At 53.9% G+C, this 19,991-nt stretch carries 10 protein-coding genes; 9 read left to right on the top strand and 1 reads right to left on the bottom strand.

From position 1 onward, the window contains the following. The first annotated feature begins 246 nt into the window (after window positions 1-246). The 5 genes from NST69_RS14515 (at window position 247) to NST69_RS14535 (ending at window position 13,551) form a co-directional block, all read left to right on the top strand. A complete protein-coding gene (locus NST69_RS14515; protein ID WP_342549789.1) occupies window positions 247-6,642 on the top strand; it encodes a GDSL-type esterase/lipase family protein in 6,396 nt (2,131 codons plus the stop codon). Between the two features lie 554 nt (window positions 6,643-7,196). Then, complete coding sequence (locus NST69_RS14520) at window positions 7,197-8,468, top strand: BNR-4 repeat-containing protein (RefSeq protein WP_342549790.1); 1,272 nt, start codon at window positions 7,197-7,199, stop codon at window positions 8,466-8,468. Window positions 8,469-8,721: 253 nt separating this feature from the next. Next, complete coding sequence (gene ppsA / locus NST69_RS14525) at window positions 8,722-11,343, top strand: phosphoenolpyruvate synthase (protein WP_342549791.1); 2,622 nt, start codon at window positions 8,722-8,724, stop codon at window positions 11,341-11,343. Window positions 11,344-11,387: 44 nt separating this feature from the next. Next, window positions 11,388-12,161 (top strand): ABC transporter ATP-binding protein, encoded by a 774-nt coding sequence (locus NST69_RS14530; protein WP_342549792.1) that lies wholly within the window; start codon window positions 11,388-11,390, stop codon window positions 12,159-12,161. Window positions 12,162-12,294: 133 nt separating this feature from the next. After that, a complete protein-coding gene (locus NST69_RS14535; RefSeq protein WP_036727049.1) occupies window positions 12,295-13,551 on the top strand; it encodes a peptidase G2 autoproteolytic cleavage domain-containing protein in 1,257 nt (418 codons plus the stop codon). A gap of 88 nt (window positions 13,552-13,639) precedes the next feature. Here the strand turns inward: NST69_RS14535 and NST69_RS14540 are convergent, their stop codons facing one another. Further along, window positions 13,640-14,938, bottom strand: a complete 1,299-nt coding sequence (locus NST69_RS14540; RefSeq protein WP_342549794.1) for an alpha-glucosidase/alpha-galactosidase — start codon at window positions 14,936-14,938, stop codon at window positions 13,640-13,642. 181 nt (window positions 14,939-15,119) lie between these two features. Between NST69_RS14540 and NST69_RS14545 the strand changes: the two genes are divergently transcribed. The 4 genes from NST69_RS14545 (at window position 15,120) to NST69_RS14560 (ending at window position 19,978) form a co-directional block, all read left to right on the top strand. Further along, the gene (locus tag NST69_RS14545; protein ID WP_342549796.1) at window positions 15,120-16,010 is read left to right on the top strand and encodes an AraC family transcriptional regulator; all 891 of its coding nucleotides are present in this window, start codon (window positions 15,120-15,122) and stop codon (window positions 16,008-16,010) included. Further along, complete coding sequence (locus tag NST69_RS14550) at window positions 16,007-16,756, top strand: AIR synthase related protein (protein WP_342549799.1); 750 nt, start codon at window positions 16,007-16,009, stop codon at window positions 16,754-16,756. Before NST69_RS14545 ends, NST69_RS14550 begins: the two co-directional genes overlap by 4 nt. Window positions 16,757-17,516: 760 nt before the next feature. Beyond that, window positions 17,517-18,479 (top strand): NAD(P)/FAD-dependent oxidoreductase, encoded by a 963-nt coding sequence (locus NST69_RS14555; RefSeq protein WP_342549800.1) that lies wholly within the window; start codon window positions 17,517-17,519, stop codon window positions 18,477-18,479. Between the two features lie 74 nt (window positions 18,480-18,553). Next, window positions 18,554-19,978 carry a spore germination protein gene (locus NST69_RS14560; RefSeq protein ID WP_342549801.1) on the top strand — a complete coding sequence of 475 codons (1,425 nt, stop codon included), beginning with the start codon at window positions 18,554-18,556 and terminating at the stop codon, window positions 19,976-19,978. Window positions 19,979-19,991 lie beyond the last annotated feature (13 nt).

Genomic DNA, 19,991 nt, shown 5'->3' on the forward strand with positions numbered 1-19,991 from the left:
GTTTTTTTGACGTTAGTTTGATTAATGAATGGATTAGGGGTTACCCGTTATAAAAGTCGATTCTAGGCTGAAAGTGCTTTTTTTTGAGCAGAACGGATCCCTATTATTTGTTACGCTCCATATGAATGTTACCAGGAAAGGAGGCGGGAGCGCTCAAGCTCAAGCTGGAAGACAACTAGGAGAGCATCTGCACAAGTTTCCCCTGATTTCTAAATTGATTTTAGAATAATAGGAGGAGTTAAGCCCATGGGTAGAAAAAAGAGGTCTGTTCAGAAATCATTGCTCACATTCTTATTATCCTGTCTGCTGGTCTTACCGCTTGCTCTCCCGCCCGCACCGGCACATGCAGCTTCTACCGGAAATCTTCCTCCCAGGCAGGCAGAATATCTGGACCGTGGCTTGGTGGCGGTTCTGACCGATGGCGGCGTCTTTGTGAGCTGGAGGTACTTGAATACGGATTCGGATGAAATCGCTTACAACGTCTATAAGAACGGGATGAAGGTGAACCCGGCACCGATCGTAGACTCTACCAACTATGTGGATACGACGGGTGCGGACAGCTCGCAATATCAGATTTCTACGATTGTTGCCGGGAAGGAGGAAATGCAGCCGGAGCGGGCGGCAGTGTGGCATAACTCTTATCTGCCGATTCCGCTGGATAAGCCTGCTGATGGCCGGACCAAAGACGGGGGGACGTATTCCTATTATGCCGGAGATGCCTCTGTTGGGGATCTGGACGGGGACGGGGAATATGAGATCGTTTTCTTGTGGAGTCCCAGCAATTCTAAGGATAATTCACAAGCAGGCTATACCGGGAACGTCTACATCGATGCGGTCAAAATGGACGGGACCAAGCTCTGGCGCATTGATCTTGGCGTGAACATCCGGGCCGGGGCGCACTATACGCAGCTGATGGTGTATGACCTGGACGGCAACGGCAAAGCCGAGGTGGTGGTCAAAACGGCAGACGGCACCAAAGACGGTCAGGGTACAGTCATCGGTGACGGCACCAAGGATTACCGCAATGACGGCGGATATATCCTGGACGGGCCGGAATATTTAACGCTGTTCGACGGCCAGACCGGCGCTGCGGTGTCCACCGTTGACTATGACCCGCCAAGGGGCAACGTCAGCTCGTGGGGAGACGGATACGGCAACCGCGTCGACCGGTTCCTGGCCGGGATTGCATACCTGGACGGCGTGAAGCCAAGCGTTGTGATGGCCCGTGGCTATTATACAAGAACAACACTTACCGCATACGACTACACGAATGGCGCATTGGTGAAGCGCTGGAACTTTGACACGAACGAAGCTGGCGCGCAATATGAAGCACAGGGCAATCACAACCTCAGTGTGCTGGATGCAGACGGTGACGGCCGGGATGAGATCATGTACGGTGCGCTGTCGATTGATGATGACGGCACGCTGCTCTACAGCACCGGACTTGGACATGGAGATGCGATGCACGCCGGGAAGCTTGATCCGAACCGGGAAGGGTATCAGGTTGTCAGTGTGCATGAGCATAAGGATGCTGCTTACGGGCTGGAGATGCGCGATGCTGCTACAGGAGAGATCCTTTGGGGACAATTCACCGGCAAAGATACCGGGCGGGGAATGTCAGCAGATATCGATCCGGAGCATCCCGGTTATGAGTCTTGGGCATCCACGATTGTGAATGGTCAGATGGACCCGTTATCCCGCGGCTACGCAGCGGACGGTGAGGTGATTTATGAACAGAATGAAGTGCCGCGAAGTGCGAATTTTGCGATCTGGTGGGACGGGGATCTTCAGCGGGAGCTGTTCGACCACGACTGGAACAACACTACCGCGCAAGGCATTCCGCTGATTTATAAGTGGGATTACCGCAATAAGCAGCTGAAGGAGATTCTCCGGGCAGCCGGTTCATTGACCAATAATCATACCAAAGGCAACCCGGCCCTTCAGGCGGATCTCCTGGGCGATTGGCGCGAGGAGCTGCTGCTGCGCAGCGAAGACAGCTCGGAGTATAGACTCTATACCACTACGATTCCTACAACCTACAGAATTCCGACGTTTATGCAAGATCCGGTGTACCGGCTGGGGATTGCATGGCAGAACGTGGCGTACAACCAGCCGCCGCACACAGGCTTCTATCTAGGGACGGAGGCCACTGCATTCCCTAAAGCGAATCTGGCACTGACCGGCGCGCCGCAACCGCTGGAGCAGCTCTACCACTTCGGGTTCGGTACGGAGCCGCCAGCAGGAACAACTTCTGTGCAGGCTACCCCTTACACGGAGGGAGCGGGATATGGTTTCGAGAGCATAAGCGGAATCACCCTGGGCGCGAGCCACGCTTCCCTGCCGGAGAACACCAAGTTTGCGGTGGACCTGCCGGATGCCAATTACAAGGTGACGCTCAAGCTGGGCAGCGGAGACAGAGACTCAAGTGTAGGGGTCAAATCTGAATTTGTGCAAAAGCTGGCGCTCACCCAAGTTCATGCCGGAACGCCGCTGCTCTACTCCTATGACATTGCAGTGATGGACGGCCAGTTAGAGTTTATTTTCTCCGGCACGGCTGCCGATGTGCAAGAGATTAAGATCGAGAAATACCCGCAGAAGGTCCCGGGAAGCGGAACAACCATCTATATGGCTGGTGACTCGACGATGCAGTCCTACAGCGGAATGCAGGCTCCGCAGGAAGGCTGGGGCCAGCAATTCAGTAAATACTTCAGCAGCGGAGTAACGGTCCAGAATGATGCCATCGGCGGCAGAAGCAGCAAGTCGTTCATGGTGGATGGCCGTCTGGATAGTATCCTGCAGCGGATCAGACCGGGCGATTATTTCTTCATCTCCTTCGGCCACAACGATGCCAGCGCGGGCATTCCTGACCGTTATGCCTCTCCGGCAGATTATGCAGCGTACTTGACCCGCTACGTGAACGGAGCGAAGCAGCGCGGGGCCACTCCGGTTCTGTTAACGCCGGTAGGACGCAGGGATTTCAATACGATCACTCAAGAATTCAATGTAAGCTTTCCGGAATACGTGAAGGCGGCAAAAGAAACAGCGGCTGCGCTGAACGTGCCGCTGATCGATCTGAGCCAGCTCAGCATTGCGGAGTATAACCGTGTCGGCCTGGCCGCTACGGAGAAGCTTTTCCTGTATGCCAATCCTGGCGAGTACCCGAAATACCCGAACGGTGTCAGCGATAATACCCATTTCAGCACGTATGGCGCACAGGTCATTGCCGGTCTGGTGGCGGGCGCAGTGAAGGAGATGAACCTCAGCATCTCCCCGTTCGTGATTGATCCCGGTATTACCGAGCCGGAGCCAGAGCCGGAGGTGCAGCAATATGCGGAGGACTTCGAGGGTGACCCGGCCGCAGCACAATATTCGATGGTGAATGCTACTGGCATTGCCGGAACTATGGCGGGGACGGTTACAGAAGAGAACGGGAACAAGGTATTGTCTGTGACGGGTTCCGGCTCCGGCAACCGCGCTAAGGTATTCCGCCTGTTCGATGCGGTGAACGGCGACATTGTGAATGTCGGTTTCAATTGGCATTCTGGCAACGTCAGCGCTGTCCCGTCGGAGGGGCATTTAAGTCTGCAGGATGCCAGTGAGAATATTATTTTCACCTTGTTCACCAAGACTGGAGCGGCAAGCCCGAATACGAACATTCATTATTTCACCGGCCCGTACACACCAGACTATGGTACCGGCACCACTGCCATTCCAGGGGGCGGAACCGCTACGACGATTCCCAAGAATCAGTGGGTGAATATCAAGCTGAAGATTGATTTTGCTGAGAAAAGTCTGGATCTCACCTTGACCAGTCTCGCTAACCCAAGTGTCACCCAGACGATCCGCGATATTCCGTTGAGTCCGGGAGTCTATGACAATAACGTCAGGGGCTTGCGGTTCCTGGGTACGCGAAAAGGAGGAGGAGGCACGCTGAATTGGACCACCCAGATTGACAACGTGAAGATTGAGGGTATGAAGCTTCCGGTGGCGGCAGGCGATATGACGGCATTGATTGCGCTGCATCAGGAAGTGAAGGCTATCGATCTCACATCCTACACGGAAGCTTCTGTAGCTGTGGTGCATAGAGCCTTGAACGCTGCCGAGGCGCTGATCGGGACAACAGCCTCGCAGGCGCAAATCGATCATGCTGTGAATATGCTTAAGGTTGCACGCGACTCACTGACCCGTGAGCCTGCGGGTGATGTAAGCACGTACTCATTTGATTTTGGCTCCGGCAGCGCAGCAGACGGCTATACGAAGGTGGATGCCAAACGGGCCTACGTGGAAGGGAACGCATACGGGTTCGCCGACACCGCGCTGGTCCAAGACGAGAACCGGGGAACCGGCAACCCGCTGACAGAGGACTTCACCCGTGTAAACGGGACCTCTCTCGTAGTGGAGATGAAGCCGGCGAATTACCGTGTAACGATGACCATCGGGGATGCGCAAGAAGTGACCCAGACGGGTGTTACGGTGGAGCAAATGAACAAACTCCCGGTCACCACCATCCCCTCAGGCCAATTCAAGGAAGTGACATATGATATCGCCCTGATCGATGGCGTATTCAACTTCAGCTTCTCCGGCAGTACGCCAAAGATCAACGCGCTGAAGATTGAACGCCTGCCGGAGCAGGGGGGAGCCGATAAGCCAACTCTGTATCTGGCAAGTGACTCCACGGTCGCCAATTATGCGGAGAGCTACCGTCCGCAGGCGGGCTGGGGCGAGACGTTAGGCCGTTATTTTGACCCCGAGAAGATTGTCATTGATAACAGGGCAGTCGGCGGACTAAGCAGCAAAACCTTCCTGAACGGCGGATATCTAAACGATATTCTGCTAGGCATTCATGAAGGGGATTATCTGTTCATGCAGTGGTCACATAATGACTCCACACCCTCCCGGCCGGAGCGTTATCTTACCCCGGAACAGTTCAAGGTGTATCTGAAGGATTACATTAACGGTGCTGTGCAGAGAGGTGCGATTCCAGTGCTGGTTACACCTGTCAACCGGAGGGATTTCAGTGGTGAAGTGCTGAACAAAAGCTTCCCGGCATACGTACTGGCGATGAAGGAAACGGCGCAGGAGACGGGCACGCTGCTGATTGATTTGAATCAAGCGAGCTGGGAGTATTTTCAGGAGCTGGGCACAGAGGGCACCAAATCCATCTTCATGTGGACGGGAACCACGGAGGACAACACCCATCTGCAGATGAACGGTGCGATTAAGGTATCGGAGCTGGTAGCGGGGCTGGTGAAGGAGCTGAATATTCCGTTGTCCGCCTTAGTTACTCTGGAAGGAGAGCAAGCGGATCAGACCCCGCCGCATACGTCTGCGGCAGTGAAGGGGGCTGAGCAGAACGGCTGGTACACATCGGCAGCGGAAGTGACATTCACCGCGAGCGATGAGCAGTCCGGGGTTGACCAGACCTTTTTCAAGGTGAATGGCGGGGAGCTTCAGACCGGCAGCAAGCTGACGATAAGTGAGGAGGGCAAGCATACTCTGACCTATTGGAGCGTGGATAAAGCGGGTAATAAGGAGACCGAGCAGACACTGGCAGTAGCGGTTGACCTCTCGCCTCCGGCGGTAATTATTCAGGGAGAGGCACAGTATACGATTGACCAGCAGGTCGAGATTAGCTATACGGCTTCCGATTCGGTGTCCGGTGTTGCAGAACCAAGCGGCGAGTTGCTGAATACACCTGCGTATACACTTGAACCCGGTCTGCATAAAATAACGGCCACCGTCAGCGACCTTGCTGGCCGTGAGACAAGTGTGGATTTCAGCTATAGTATTTACGCTACGTTTGCGAGTCTGGCTGAATTGACCCGTGCCTTCGCGGGTGAATCGGCAGACCCGGGTGCAGCGGCGCTTGCAGAGCAGCTCGCCAGTAAGTTAATGCTGGCGGAGCAAGCGGCGGGGGCGCGTGAAGGGGCGAAGGCCAGAACGCTGCTTGCAGCATACAGCCAGGAGGTCAGCTCTGGGGCCGCTGCGGCTTTTACGGTGGAACAAGGGAATGTGCTAACGAGATGGGCTGCCTGGATCAGCCAGGGAATACCGCTCGCGGACGGCGCTCCAGGTATGCCGGTGCTGTCCGATAATAACGGGCATGATACGGGCCTGCGGGACGGCGATTATGCGATTACGATGAATCTCTGGTGGGGCAATAACGGTACCCGCTTCAAGCTCTATGAGAATGGCGAAAAGATTGAAGAAGGCGCTCTGACAGACCAGTCACCGTCCGCCCAGTCCGTGCAGATCGAAATTGCGGGCAGGCATAACGGGACATATGTCTATACGCTGGAGCTCAGTAATCTGCATGGATCGGTGACGAGCGCACCCTTGACGGTGACGGTCACCGATGCCTCTCCTGGGCAAGCGATATTATCGGGTGATAACTGGGACGGGGACGGCAGCTATGCGGTGATGATGAATCTGTGGTGGGGGACGAATGCAACGGAATACCGGCTGTACGAGAATGGAGTATTGGTTGATACACAGACTCTACAGGCGCATACCCCGGATGCCCAATCCGCAGTCACTGCAATCTCCGGCAAAACCCCCGGAACCTATGAATACGAAGCCGTCTTGCGCAACGCAGCAGGCGAGACCAGATCTGCGAAGATGACAGTGACTGTAGGGAACTGAGCGGCTGGCTGAAGACGGATGGTGCGCTTGATCGTGCAAAATTTAGTGGAAAAGCCCGGGGAACCGGGCTTTTTTGTGCTTCGAGAGATACATCTCAAGGCTTGGTCTGGATGCCGCTAAAAGTAGGCGAAGAGTAAAAGAGAGTGGGCATTCATGCAATTTGGTGGAGCTATTACAATAAAAGCCGCCAGTTACAGCAATCTTGAAATAGTACAGTAACAATCCTTATAGCAGCATGCTATTCTTGGTCCAGCAACAGTAACAGTAACAGTAACAGTAACAGTAACAACTTGTGTACAGTAGCACATGTCACACACTAGGACCAGGCATACGAACACCAGGATAGTTGCTGGAACAGGGAGGCGGGACCGGAGAAATATGTATGCGTTTACACTTAGGTGATTTTGTGTTCGTCGGTAATTTTGTATTCGTCTTTTTCTTTTGTGTTCGTTTCTCTTCGATAACATTCCATTCAGTAGGCAGGTAATGCGTTCACATGGCTACCCGGTATCTATTTATGTAAGTAAGACCAAGAATTAAGGGAGGCGTAATCGTTGAAGCAGATCAAACAATGGATGCTTACTCTTGTGATGACGTTGCTGCTGACTGTAGTGCCAGCGGGGGCGGGGAGCGCGGCGGCTGTGCTGGAGGAGGTGCCGTTTCCGATGGATTCCAGCAATCAGGCGGGATGGTGGTCTCCTCTTGCCACTTACGGGCTTGGTTATGAGTATGCTTATATGGCTTATAACGCCCCGGGATCGATCACCGGCAAGCATACGGTAGCTATTGCAAGAAGAGACAACGACGGGATATGGAGCAAGCTTCCGCTCATGGATGGGACAACCCCGGCGGAATATCTGGATGATCTCGGGCACAACCAGCCTTCTATAGCCAGAGACGGGAGCGGCCGGTTCCACGTTTTCGCTTCCATGCACAGCAATCCCTGGCGCTACTACCGCTCAGATACCGTGGGCGGGATTCCGCAGAACCACTCGGACGAGCTGCCCGCAGGCATGACGGTAACCTATCCCGTAGTCACGACCGCTCCGAATGGAGATCTGTATTTGCTGGTGCGCATTGACAAAGACCCGGCCGGCAAAAGAGAGGCTGTTCTGCTCCGCTGGAACAATGCCGACTCTGTATGGACTCAGGTCAAGACCATTGCGGCACATTTGAACCGGTCTGTCTATCCGGATGACCTGGTCTTTGATGCGAACGGCGATCTGCATATCTTGTTCGAGTGGGCGTACTTTGCGGCCAGCCCGCTGCGCCATCAGTTGTCCTATCTGAAGTACAGCCCGTCCACGGGGGTATTCAGCAAAGCGGATGGAACTCCGGTCACAGCGCCTGTCTCCCTGACTACGGCGGATATTGTGCAGCCGATGGCTCCAAGCGAAGCCTATGTGCAGAGCGGCAGTGACCCCGGCGGTCCGGGCGTACAGAGCGCCAAGATGACGCTTGATGCTGCGGGACGTCCGGTGATCGCTTACCGTTACCGTGAGGAGGGCAGCACTAGCTTTGCTGTGAAGCAGGCCACTTACGGTGCAGGGGGCTGGAACCTGCAGACCGTCTATAACGCTGCTCCCACCAATGCGGCCATTGATGTGACCTGGACGGGTACAACATCCAGAATCTATTATGTCAAAAGCAGCGGTACTGACCGTGCGTTCATGGCAGTGAATACCGGCGGAGGCTGGACAGAGAGCTCGCTTGCACCGGGTATCCCGGTTGAAAGGCTGGCGGTAGACCGCAGCCCGAAGGGCATTGACATCTTGTACCTGGTAGATGTAACGAACCTGAAGCTTTACTATGGGCGAAATAACTAGGCAGTGCAGGTGAATCTCCTTAAATATGCGATCTATCCAAAAGAAAGAACCCGGACATTCGCCCGGGTTCTTTCGTATTGCATCTATACATACACGATGATATAATCAACTGCGACTATTTTTTTGTAGGAAGACATAAATAAGACATCTTATATGAATAGCATAGCATGCCGCCATAATGATGTCAATTTATTTTTTCGCCGAATTTGTTTACGGTTTACGGGTTCTAATTCACAAGTTAGGGGAGATTGGGATGGAAGCATTGGTTCTGGATCTTAAGGAGTTGGACAATGCACCGCTGCTGCTGGTTGGCGGGAAGGGATTGAACCTGGGCAGACTGTCGGGGATAGAAGGCATCATCGTGCCTGAAGGCTTCTGTGTGACTACAGCGGGTTATCAGGAGGCTACCCGGCATAATGATGCGTATCATGGTTTGCTGGAACGGTTAACGGAGATGCAAGCCGAAGACCAAGACCCGGGGCAATTGGCCGACATCAGCAGAGCGATCCGCCAAACGATTGAAGAATCAGAGATTCCGCCCGGAGTTGTGGCCGCAGTAACGGAGCAGCTCTCCCGGCTTGGAGACGGTCAGGCGTATGCGGTGCGGTCCAGTGCAACGGCTGAGGATCTGCCGCAGGCTTCTTTTGCCGGTCAACAGGATACGTTCTTGAATATTGTAGGCCTGGACGCCATTCTGGAGCACATCCGCAAATGCTGGGCGTCGCTGTTCACGGACCGTGCGGTGACCTACCGGATGCAGCAGGGCTACGATCACAGACAGGTCTATTTATCTGTCATTGTGCAGAAGATGGTCTTTCCGCAGGCCTCAGGTATTATGTTCACTGCCGATCCCGTCACGAATAACCGCAAGCTGCTGTCCATCGATGCCGGATATGGTCTGGGTGAAGCACTGGTCTCGGGCATAGTGTCTGCGGATGTCTATAAGGTGCGGGGTGAGAAAATCGTGGAGCAGCGGATCGCCTCCAAAAAGCTCGCGGTCCATCCGTTACCGGAAGGCGGAATAGAAGTCCGCCATATTGATCCCGTTCAGCAGGAGGCACGGTCGCTTACGGAACGGCAGATTGTGCAGCTATCCAGGCTCGGTAGGCACATTGAAGCCAGCTTCGGGGTTCCGCAGGATATCGAATGGTGCCTGGCAGACGACATCTTTTATATCGTTCAGAGCCGGCCGATTACAACTTTGTACCCCATCCCTGATTCCGGCGATTCCGAGAACCGCGCGTATATCTCGGTCGGCCATGGGCAGATGATGACAGACGCGATGAAGCCGCTGGGCTTATCTTTTCACCTGATGGTTACTCCTGCCCCTATGCGTGTGGCCGGTGCAAGACTGTTCGTTGACATCACCGCGCATTTGGCTTCACCCGCCAGACAGACGATTATTGATACGCTTGGCAAGTCCGATCCGTTAGTCAAAGACGCGCTGCTGACGATCATTGAGCGGGAGGATTTCATCCCCATGCTGCCAGCGCCTGAGCCAGCATCCGGTTCTGCTGCAAGCAAGCCAGGCACACACGCTCTCCAGGAGCAGGCATCGCTCAAGTCCGATCCGGCCATCGTTACAGAGCTGATTAAGAATAACGAAGCCTCGGTAGCAGAGCTGAAGCAAGCCATCCAGGGCAAATATGGTGCAGCATTGTTTGATTTCATACGGGAGGATATGAAGGAACTCAAGCGGCTGCTGTTCAATCCGCGCAGTACAGCTGTGTTCATGGCTGCTATGGATGCTTCGGCCTGGCTGAATGAGCACTTGAAGGAATGGCTAGGCGAAATCAACGCAGCAGATACCTTATCACAATCCGTCGACAACAATATTACCTCAGCCATGGGTCTTGCGCTGCTCGATGTGGCTGATGTGATCCGTCCTTTTCCGCAGGTGATAGATTATTTGCAGCAGCATGTACAAGATGGTGATTTCCTGGCCGGTCTATGTACGTTAGAGGGCGGGCAAGCTGCACATGCTGCGCTGACAGGGTATCTCGATAAATACGGAATGCGCTGTACAGGGGAGATCGACATTACCCGAACCCGCTGGAGTGAGAACCCTGCGATTCTGATTCCTATGATTCTCAGCAATATGAGGCAGTTTGAACCGGGGGCCGGCAGCCGGAAATTCCAGCAAGGGCTTAAGGAAGCACGGGAGAAGGAGCAGGAGATTATGGAGCGCTTGCAGTTATTGCCCGATGGCGGAGACAAGGTGCGGGAAACCAAACAAAGAATAGAGCTGGTCCGTAATTATATCGGGTACCGTGAGTATCCGAAATACGGGATGATCAGCCGCTATCTGGTCTACAAACAGGCGATGATGCAGGAAGCTGAGCGGCTCGTACAAGCGGGCAGCATCCGTAACAAGGAAGATATCTTCTACTTGAAGTTCGAGGAACTGTACGAGGCCGTTCGCACTGGTGTGTTCGCTGACGAGCTGATTAAGAGACGCAAAGACGAATTCAGATTAGCCGAAAAGCTTACGCCACCACGTGTCATCACCTCAGAGGGTGAAATCCTGTCCGGCCGTTACAGACGGGAGGATCTCCCGCCCGGCGCTCTGGCAGGTCTGGCTGTCTCTACAGGAGTGGTTGAAGGGAGGGCACGTGTAATCCTTAACATGGAGGAGGCGAATCTGGCGGAAGGAGATATTCTGGTCACCTCGTATACAGACCCCAGCTGGACACCGTTGTTCGTCTCCATTAAAGGGCTGGTCACCGAGGTCGGCGGGCTGATGACCCACGGGGCCGTAATCGCCCGGGAGTACGGCTTGCCTGCCGTGGTCGGCGTGGAGAATGCGACCTTGAGGATTCATGACGGGCAACGCATTCGCGTTAATGGAAGCGCAGGATATGTTGATCTGCTATAATATTTCATTAAAGAATATTGCGAGGCAAGGGGGAGCACCGGAACATGATTATATCGCTTGAAAATGTATCCTGGCGGCGTGAGCAGACGATGATTCTACACGAGATGAATTGGCAGGTGGAGAAGGGACAGCACTGGTGCATAGTCGGTCTGAACGGATCAGGCAAGACGACGATGCTGAATGTCGTGAACGGCTATATCTGGCCGACCCAGGGACAGGTGGAGGTGCTTGGCCATCGCTTCGGTGATGTGGATCTGCGGGAGCTGCGCAAGCGGATCGGCTGGGTCAGCACCTCTTTGCAGCAGAAGCTGTACGGCCATCAGACGGCGCTGAACATCATTTTGAGCGGCAAGTTCGCCACAATCGGACTGTACGACAAGACGGAAGAAGAGGACCTGAAGCAGGCAGAGGAGCTGCTGGAATTCCTGGATTGCTCGGCCCTGGCCGCACGCACTTATGATACCTTGTCACAGGGACAACGCCAGAAGATTCTCATCGCACGGGCACTCATTGCAAATCCCGAGCTGCTCATCCTGGACGAGCCGTGTACGGGACTGGATATTTTTGCGCGGGAGCAGCTGCTGCAGATGATCGAAAAGATCACGAAACAGGAAGGCGGCCCCACCTTGCTGTATGTGACCCATCATATCGAAGAGATTACACCCTGCTTCACGCATACCCTGCTGGTTAAAAAAGGGGAAATCTATAAAGCTGACGAGACCGCAGAATGCCTGAAGTCCGAGGTGCTCAGCGAATTCTTCGATACTCCGGTTGAGGTGCAGGAGCACCATAACCGGAGATGGCTGACTTTGGGCTAATATAAGAGGCGTTCCGGGGAAGCTATGACAAATAATATTTTGTACCCGGGAGACATGCCGTGTCCATTCCATCAAGTCCGCAATATTGTGTAGGGCAGGACCATAAAAACCACAATATTAGGAGGAATGGCTTATGGCAGATGAAGGATGCAATCAAACCGCTTCCGGATCTTGCTCACATGCAGAGGGGAACTCCACGACCGCAAGCGGGTTTGCTTCTCACGCTGAGGGGTACCAGACCACAGCCAACGCTTCTGCGGCTCATGCTGAAGGGTACCAGACCCTTGCAGTTTTGGACACGGCCCATGCCGAAGGGAATGGTTCGCTTGCATCAGGACCGGCCTCACATGCGGAAGGCTACAGGACCTTTGCAATCAATGACGCTGCCCACGCTGAGGGAGGTTTAACTACTGCTTCCGGAACTCAATCTCACGCTGAGGGTGCTCAAACGGTTGCTTCGGGTGTAGCTTCACATGCGGAAGGCAATCAGAGCACTGCAAGTGGAGAATATTCCCACTCAGAAGGCTACCTGACTGTAGCTGCTGGTTCTGCTGCTCATGCAGAAGGCTTCTCAACACTGGCAAATGGGTTTATTTCTCATGCTGAAGGTTCCTTCACTGAGGCCAATGGAAACTTCTCTCATGCTGAAGGTTCAGGTACAATTGCAGGTGCTCAGAACTCTCATGCTGAAGGGAACAGTACAGTTGTTCTGCCAGAACACACTGATGCTCATATTATGGGTACTTATGGTGAAACACTGTTTCCTGCTTCTTGGCATTTAGCCAATGGTAATCCGGCCGCCCCTGACCTGGCTGCTGTGCTTCAGGGTTCTACAGGAAATTTATATCTTCAAGGCACTGTAATATCTCCTGGGGCAGACTATGCCGAAATGTTTGAGACGGTGGATGGATTGCCGATAGAGCCTGGATATTTTGTAACCACGGATGGAGAGCGGGTCAGAAAAGCAACCCCGTCAGATCAATATATCTTGGGCGTGGTCAGTGCAAGTCCTTCTGTGCTTGGTGATGCAAGTCCTTTGAACTGGAAAGGCAAATACGAAAGGGATGAATGGGGCAGGGTTAGATATGAAGACCGGGAAGTGAGGGCTGTGACAGACAGCAAAGGTAATGTTATGGCACCTGCATATACTATGAGCACGGCTGTTGTTAATCCCCAATTCGACCCTTCCCAAAAGTATGTATCGCGGATCGATCGTGCAGAATGGGTGGCTGTAGGAACCATGGGCAAGCTTCTGGTCCGGGATGACGGAACCTGCCAGGTGAACGGATACTGTCTGCCTGGTGAGAATGGAGTAGCGACCGCTTCAGTAACAGGGTATCGCGTTCTTGCAAGAACAGCACCGGATCAAATTAAAATTTATGTGAAATAAATGGTTCTGCAAGCGCGCAACTCAAAAATAGAAGGCAGCAATTCTCCAGTTATAGAGGATTGCTGCCTTTGTTATTGAGAATTAATTTTTATTGATACTTCGGCAGCCAGTCACCATGAGCCGCGAGCAGGTCGTCGCACATGCTGACAATGTCGTCCATCGACAGTTCGGCGGCGGTATGCGGGTCCAGCATGGCGGCATGGTAGATATGGTCTTTTTTGCGAGTCATAGCGGCTTCTATGGTCAGGAGCTGGGTGTTAATGTTGGTCCGGTTCAGCGCTGCGCACTGCGGCGGCAGATCGCCTACGAAGGTTGGCGTTACGCCGCTTCTGTCCACCAGACAAGGCACCTCGACACAGGCTTCACGCGGCAGATTGGTGATCAGGCCCGTGTTCATCACATTGCCGCCGATCTTGAACGGTACATCCGTCTCCATGGCTTCCAGGATGTAAGAGGCATACTCATGGGAACGCTCATGCGTCAGATCCTGGTTGTTCACCAGATCTCCGCGCATCTGCTCCCAGCCCTTAATCTGTTCCACGCAGCGGCGCGGATATTCGTCCAGCGGAATCTGGAAGCGTTCGATCAGCTCCGGGTAGTTCCGCTTGATGAAGTACGGATGATACTCGGCGTTATGTTCAGAGGATTCCGTAATATAGTAGCCGAACTTCAGCATCATCTCGTAGCGGACCATATCGTAGTGAGACTCAAGCTGCTTCTCGGCCGCACGCCGTTTGATCTCCGGGTACAGATCCTCGCCGTCTCTCGTGACTTCAAGCAGCCAGGCCATGTGGTTGATACCGGCGATTTTGGCTTGTACCCCTGTCTTGTCAATGCCGAGGTGGTCGAATAATCCAGGGATACACTGCTGCACGCTGTGACAGAGTCCAATAGTATTCACCCCGCCGTAAGTGTTCATGACATTCGTCAGAACAGCCATCGGGTTCGTATAGTTCAGGAACAGCGCATCCGGGCAGACCTCACGGATATCGGCCGCGAAGTCCAGCATCACCGGAATGGTCCGCAGGTTGCGGAAGATGCCGCCGATCCCTACAGTGTCAGCGATCGTCTGGCGCAGGCCGTATTTCTTGGGAATCTCAAAATCGGTAATCGTACAAGGATCATACCCGCCAACCTGAATGGCGTTCACCACATATTTGGCACCGCGCAGCGCTTCCTTGCGGTCGGTATACGTATTGACGGTACAAGTGCTGCCGCTGCTTTTCTTCAGATTCTGGAGCATGCTGGCAGAGTCATTCAGACGCTGCAGATCGATATCATATAGGGCAAGCTCTAAGCCTTGCAGAGCGGGTGTAGCCATGATATCTCCGAGTACGTTTTTGGCGAATACTGTACTTCCGGCACCGATAAATGTAACTTTAGACATAAGTGATAAGCCTCCTATAAGATGCGTGAAAAGCCTTCTGTCATACAGGCGCTTGCGGATGAAACTGACAGAAATGTGCTGGAACAGAAGCTTTTTGCGCTGATTTCTACTATAATCACTATAGAATAGAACCGCTGCGCAGGCTATGGAGAAAGACAAGATACATATGGAGGAATGTTGCATGGACCCGGAGCATTATGAATTCACCCTGGGCATCAACCTGACCCCGGAGGAGCAGGAGCTGTCCGTGCTGTTCAGCGGGGAAGGGAGGCCGCATCCCGGCCACACCGTCGGACCGTCTGTACATGATTTCTACCTGATCCATACCGTTCTTGCGGGCAGCGGCCGGTTCGAGAGCGATACATTCTCGGCGGAGTGCAAGGCAGGAGATACCTTTGTGATTATCCCGGGGATGTTATTCAGTTATAAGGCGGACGAGGACCACCCGTGGCATTATGCGTGGGTCGCCTTGCAGGGCATTGGCGTGCTGGATCAGCTTCGGGCGGTCGGGATCACCAGGGAGCGGCCCTTCGCCCATTCGGATTCGATCCCGGAGCTGCATAACCTGTATAAGGGCATCCGGCAATCCTTCAAGCAATCCGCATATCCACGGCTGGAGAGCCTGGAGGCTTCGGGCTGGGTGCGGCTGCTGCTTCACCGCTTCGGGCGGCACAATCTGGATCAATTGCCGCCGCATCCAAGCGAAATGCCGGAGATGATCGACCGGCAGATCGACCAGGCGATCCGCTGGATTACGCTGCAGTTCCACCAGCAGCTCAGCATTGATCACATCGCGTCTTCGCTCGGCTATCACCGGGTCCATCTATCCAAGGCCTTCAAGCAGCGGACCGGAATGTCACCGAAGCAGTATTTGCTCAAAGTGAGGATGGACAAGGCCAAAGAGCTGCTCGCAAGCCCGCTGACCATCGAACAGGTAGCCTCATCGGTCGGCTTCAATGACGCCCTGTATTTCTCTAAGCAATTCCGCAAAGCTACGGGCATGCCGCCGAGTGAATACCGGGCCGCGCTTAGGAACGGGAACGAAAAAGATACAGGAGGATCAAACATATGAAACCGCAAGTTCAGCGAATCCGTGATCTGACCATAGTACGAAGAGGGGGAGGCCGGGTGCTGGTCATCGGCTGCGATTCCAGCGCCAGCATCGGGAATAAGCCGATGGATGCGGTGCAGACACCCCCGGCTGTCGCAGGCTATTATGCTGCCAGAGTTGCAGTAATGGAGGTGCTGTCTGTGGGGGCGGAGATCTTAACGGTCATCGATACCTTAGCGGTAGAGAAGGAGCCTACAGGGAATGAAATTATCCGGGGCATCCACAGGCTGCTTCAGGAAGCCGGACTGACTGCCGCCCACGTGAACGGCAGTACCGAGGATAATTTCGTGACCTGCCAGACCGGTATCGGTATTACCGTGATAGGGGAGGCGGATGAGACGCAGCTGAAGCTGGGATGTTCAAGTGCAGGAGACTGCATCGTGATGCTGGGCGAACCGCTGGTCGGAAGCGCTGTTCTGGAGCAGGAAGCAAGCCAGTGTACCCTCCGGCAGCTTCAGCTTCTGGCAGGCGCGCCGGAGGTCCATGACATTCATCCGGTCGGCTCGAAGGGAGCCGGGTATGAAGCAGGACTGCTGGCGGAGCTAAGCGGCTGCAGCTTCCAGCCGGTGCCTGGAATAGAGGATAAGCTACAGGCATCCGGGGGGCCGGCGACAGCGGTGATTTTTGCGGCAGAGGAACGCAGGATTAGCGAGCTTCAGTCCAGAATAGGAGGCAAAATGGAGATTATCGGTTATTTGCAGCCTTGAACGGCTTGCGTAAGATCCATACAAGTGCGAATCAAGGCGGCTTTGATTAAGGCAAATCTGCCTTGCCAGCAAACAAATGGATAAACGTATCTTAATTTCCCTCTTTCTGCGAAATGTCCTGAAGCAAGTGGAAAAATAGCAACTGCTGCTTACAGATTAGGCCGTTTCAGGTAACGAGTGATTATTTAAGTGCCATTTTTCCAATTGTTTCCCTAGCATGGCCCATACGTTCCTCAGGAAGTGGAGAAAATCCAACTAAATGCGCTCCCGCAAACATACACATCCCAGTCTCATCCGCTATCCAAGCGCAATGGGCACTGCCAGCCCCTTGCAGACAGGGAGTGGTATGAGCTGGAGAATGTACAATCTTTCTATCAATTTTTCAATCAGCATAAGCATCTGTTTGAATAAGGCTTAATAAGCGCTAGGAAGCGCCACAATTGACATCATTCAAATTCAAAGTTATTATAGACACACATAGTCCTTAATGAGGGCGATGCTGATGTACATTGCAGATTGGCGATGTACATTGGACGATGCAGGTTGGTCGACGCTGATGTACATTGCAGATTGGCAGTACAGATTGGTCGATGCAGTTGTGCAATACAGATTGGCGACGCAGGTGAGCGAAGGAGATGCGGTGTCTATTTTTTTGTAATATTCACGGACTACAGAAGTCTCTAATATCCGCAAATCTACCTGCCGTCACCGCCAACACCAGACACCAACCACTCAAACCAACCACAGGGAGGAATTACAAATGACGAATCTGAAAAATAATGATGCCGCAAACGTAGTTGATACAGATGCAGCAAATGCAGACGCAGTAATTATCGGCGGTGGCCCAGCCGGGCTTAATGCTGCGCTGATGCTGGGCCGTGCACGCAAACGGACGATTGTTATAGATGCCGGGCAGCCGCGTAATGCGGTCACCCGGGAAGCGCACGGCTTTCTGACCCGGGACGGGATCGCTCCGTTCGAACTCCGGCGGATTGCCATAGAACAGCTTGGCTCCTATCCATCCGTTTCACACATTGAAGATACAGTAGTGTCCATTACCGGGGAGGATGGGGCCTTCCTGCTGGAGACTGCTTCAGGGCTTAAGCTGACCAGCAAGAAGCTGCTGTTCGCCGCAGGCATGAAGGACCGCAGGCTGGACATTCCGGGGCTGACCAAGGTCTACGGGAAGAGCGCCTTTGTCTGTCCGTACTGCGATGGCTGGGAATTAAGAGATCAGCCGCTGGTAATCATCAGCAGAGGAGCAGCACTCATGCATCTGGCTCCGTTGTTATATGGGTGGACTAAGCAATTTGCGGTCTGCACAAATGGACCCGATGAGCTGACAGAAGCAGAACGCGAAGAATTGCGTGCCCACGCTATTCCGTTATTCGATACTCCTATTCGCGAGATTGCATCAGATGAAGGCATGGTTAACCATGTGAAGCTTATGGATGGAACAGAAATTCCGTGTACCGGAATATTCTTCCGGCCCGAGCTGGCTCCGGGAACGGATCTGCCGCATTCCCTGGGCTGCCGGATATCTGAGCAGGGTATCCTTGAAGTCGGCGAGTCCGGCCAGACCAGCGTGCCCGGGATATACGCCGCCGGGGATGCCGCCTCCATGATGCATCAATCCATCGCTGCGGCCGCATCGGGCGCGCTGGCTGCTGCTGCGGTGAATGGTGAATTGAACCGGGAAGCCTGGAAGGCCGGACTTGCATAATTCTTCCCCCAATAGCACAGGATAACATGACTATGAATATGAAATTCAAAGTGTAGAGCAGGGAGGGAGTACGGATGAATACTGCATCGGAAGCAGAACCGGAGACCCAGCTGACCCGGCGGCTAGCAGAGAATGAACAAGTGCTGCGCGGAGTGTTTGCGGGCTGTGAGGATGTGGTGTTCCATTCGTTCGAGACTGTTCATCGTACTTCTGCGCTCTGTGTGTACTGTACAGGATTATGTGATACGGAGCGGCTGGAGCAGCAATTGCTGGCACCTCTGGAGCAGACCGGCCTTGCAGTTGAAACGGCTGTGCAAGGGTCTGCTGAGGTTCCGCTCGCCTCGATTCACCAGATTAGAACCGTAGGACAAGCCGTAACAGCGATCCTGGACGGTGAAGCTGTGCTTTTGCTGGACGGCCAGGCTTCGGGTAAGGGCTATCCTCTATACAAGGTGCCCACCCGGACTCCCGAAGAACCGGCGGCTGAATCCACTGTGCGCGGTGCCCGTGACGGATTCACGGAAGCTCTGGCTACGAATCAGTCTCTATTGCGTATGCGGCTTAAAACGCCAGCATTGAAGCTGCACTCTAACACTATTGGAGAGTACAGCCATACGAAGGTCACCCTCGTTTATGTGGAAGGAATCATTCAGCCGGGACTGGTCACTGAAGTCAATAAACGGCTAAGCCGCCTGAATATCAAGGATGTGCTGGAGAGCCAGTATATTGAACAGGGCATCATTGACCAGCCCTTTTCGCCGTTTCCGCAGATGATTGCCACGGAGCGCCCGGATGTGGTGGTCTCCAATCTGCTGGAGGGCCGGTTTGCGCTCTTGATTGACGGGACTCCCTTCAGTCTGATTGCCCCGGTTAACATGTTCTCCATGCTGCAATCCCCGGAGGATTACTACGAGAACATTTACATGAGTATTTTTGTCCGCTGGCTCAGATACATCTTCTATGCTCTGTCGCTCCTGCTCCCTTCGGCTTACGTCGCCATCACCACCTTCCATCAGGAGATGATACCTACCGTACTGCTGCTGAGTATCGCGCGGGCGAGAGAGGAGATCCCTTTTCCGGCCCTGGTGGAAGCGCTCATTATGGAGATAGCCTTCGAGGCGCTGCGGGAGGCCGGCGTCCGGCTGCCGAAGCAGATAGGTTCCGCTGTCAGTATCGTGGGCGCACTAATCATAGGCCAGGCTGCCACCACTGCGGGAATTGTCTCTGCACCGATGATCATTATCGTGGCTATCACGGGCATTGCATCCTTCATGGTTCCGCGTTATTCCGCCAGTATCGCAACCCGTCTGCTGCGGTTCCCCATGATGATTCTGGCAGGCACGATGGGGCTGATCGGCGTCATGCTCGGCATCATCCTGGTGGTCATTCATCTTAGCAGTCTGCGTTCGTTCGGCAGGCCCTATCTGTCACCGGCAGCTCCGACATTCAGCAAGGGCTTGAAGGATGTATTGTGGATCTCGCAGCCGCGGAGCAAATGACGGCAGCCGGACT

The organism is Paenibacillus sp. FSL P2-0089 (genome assembly GCF_038595095.1).
Classification (GTDB): domain Bacteria; phylum Bacillota; class Bacilli; order Paenibacillales; family Paenibacillaceae; genus Paenibacillus_AQ; species Paenibacillus_AQ silagei.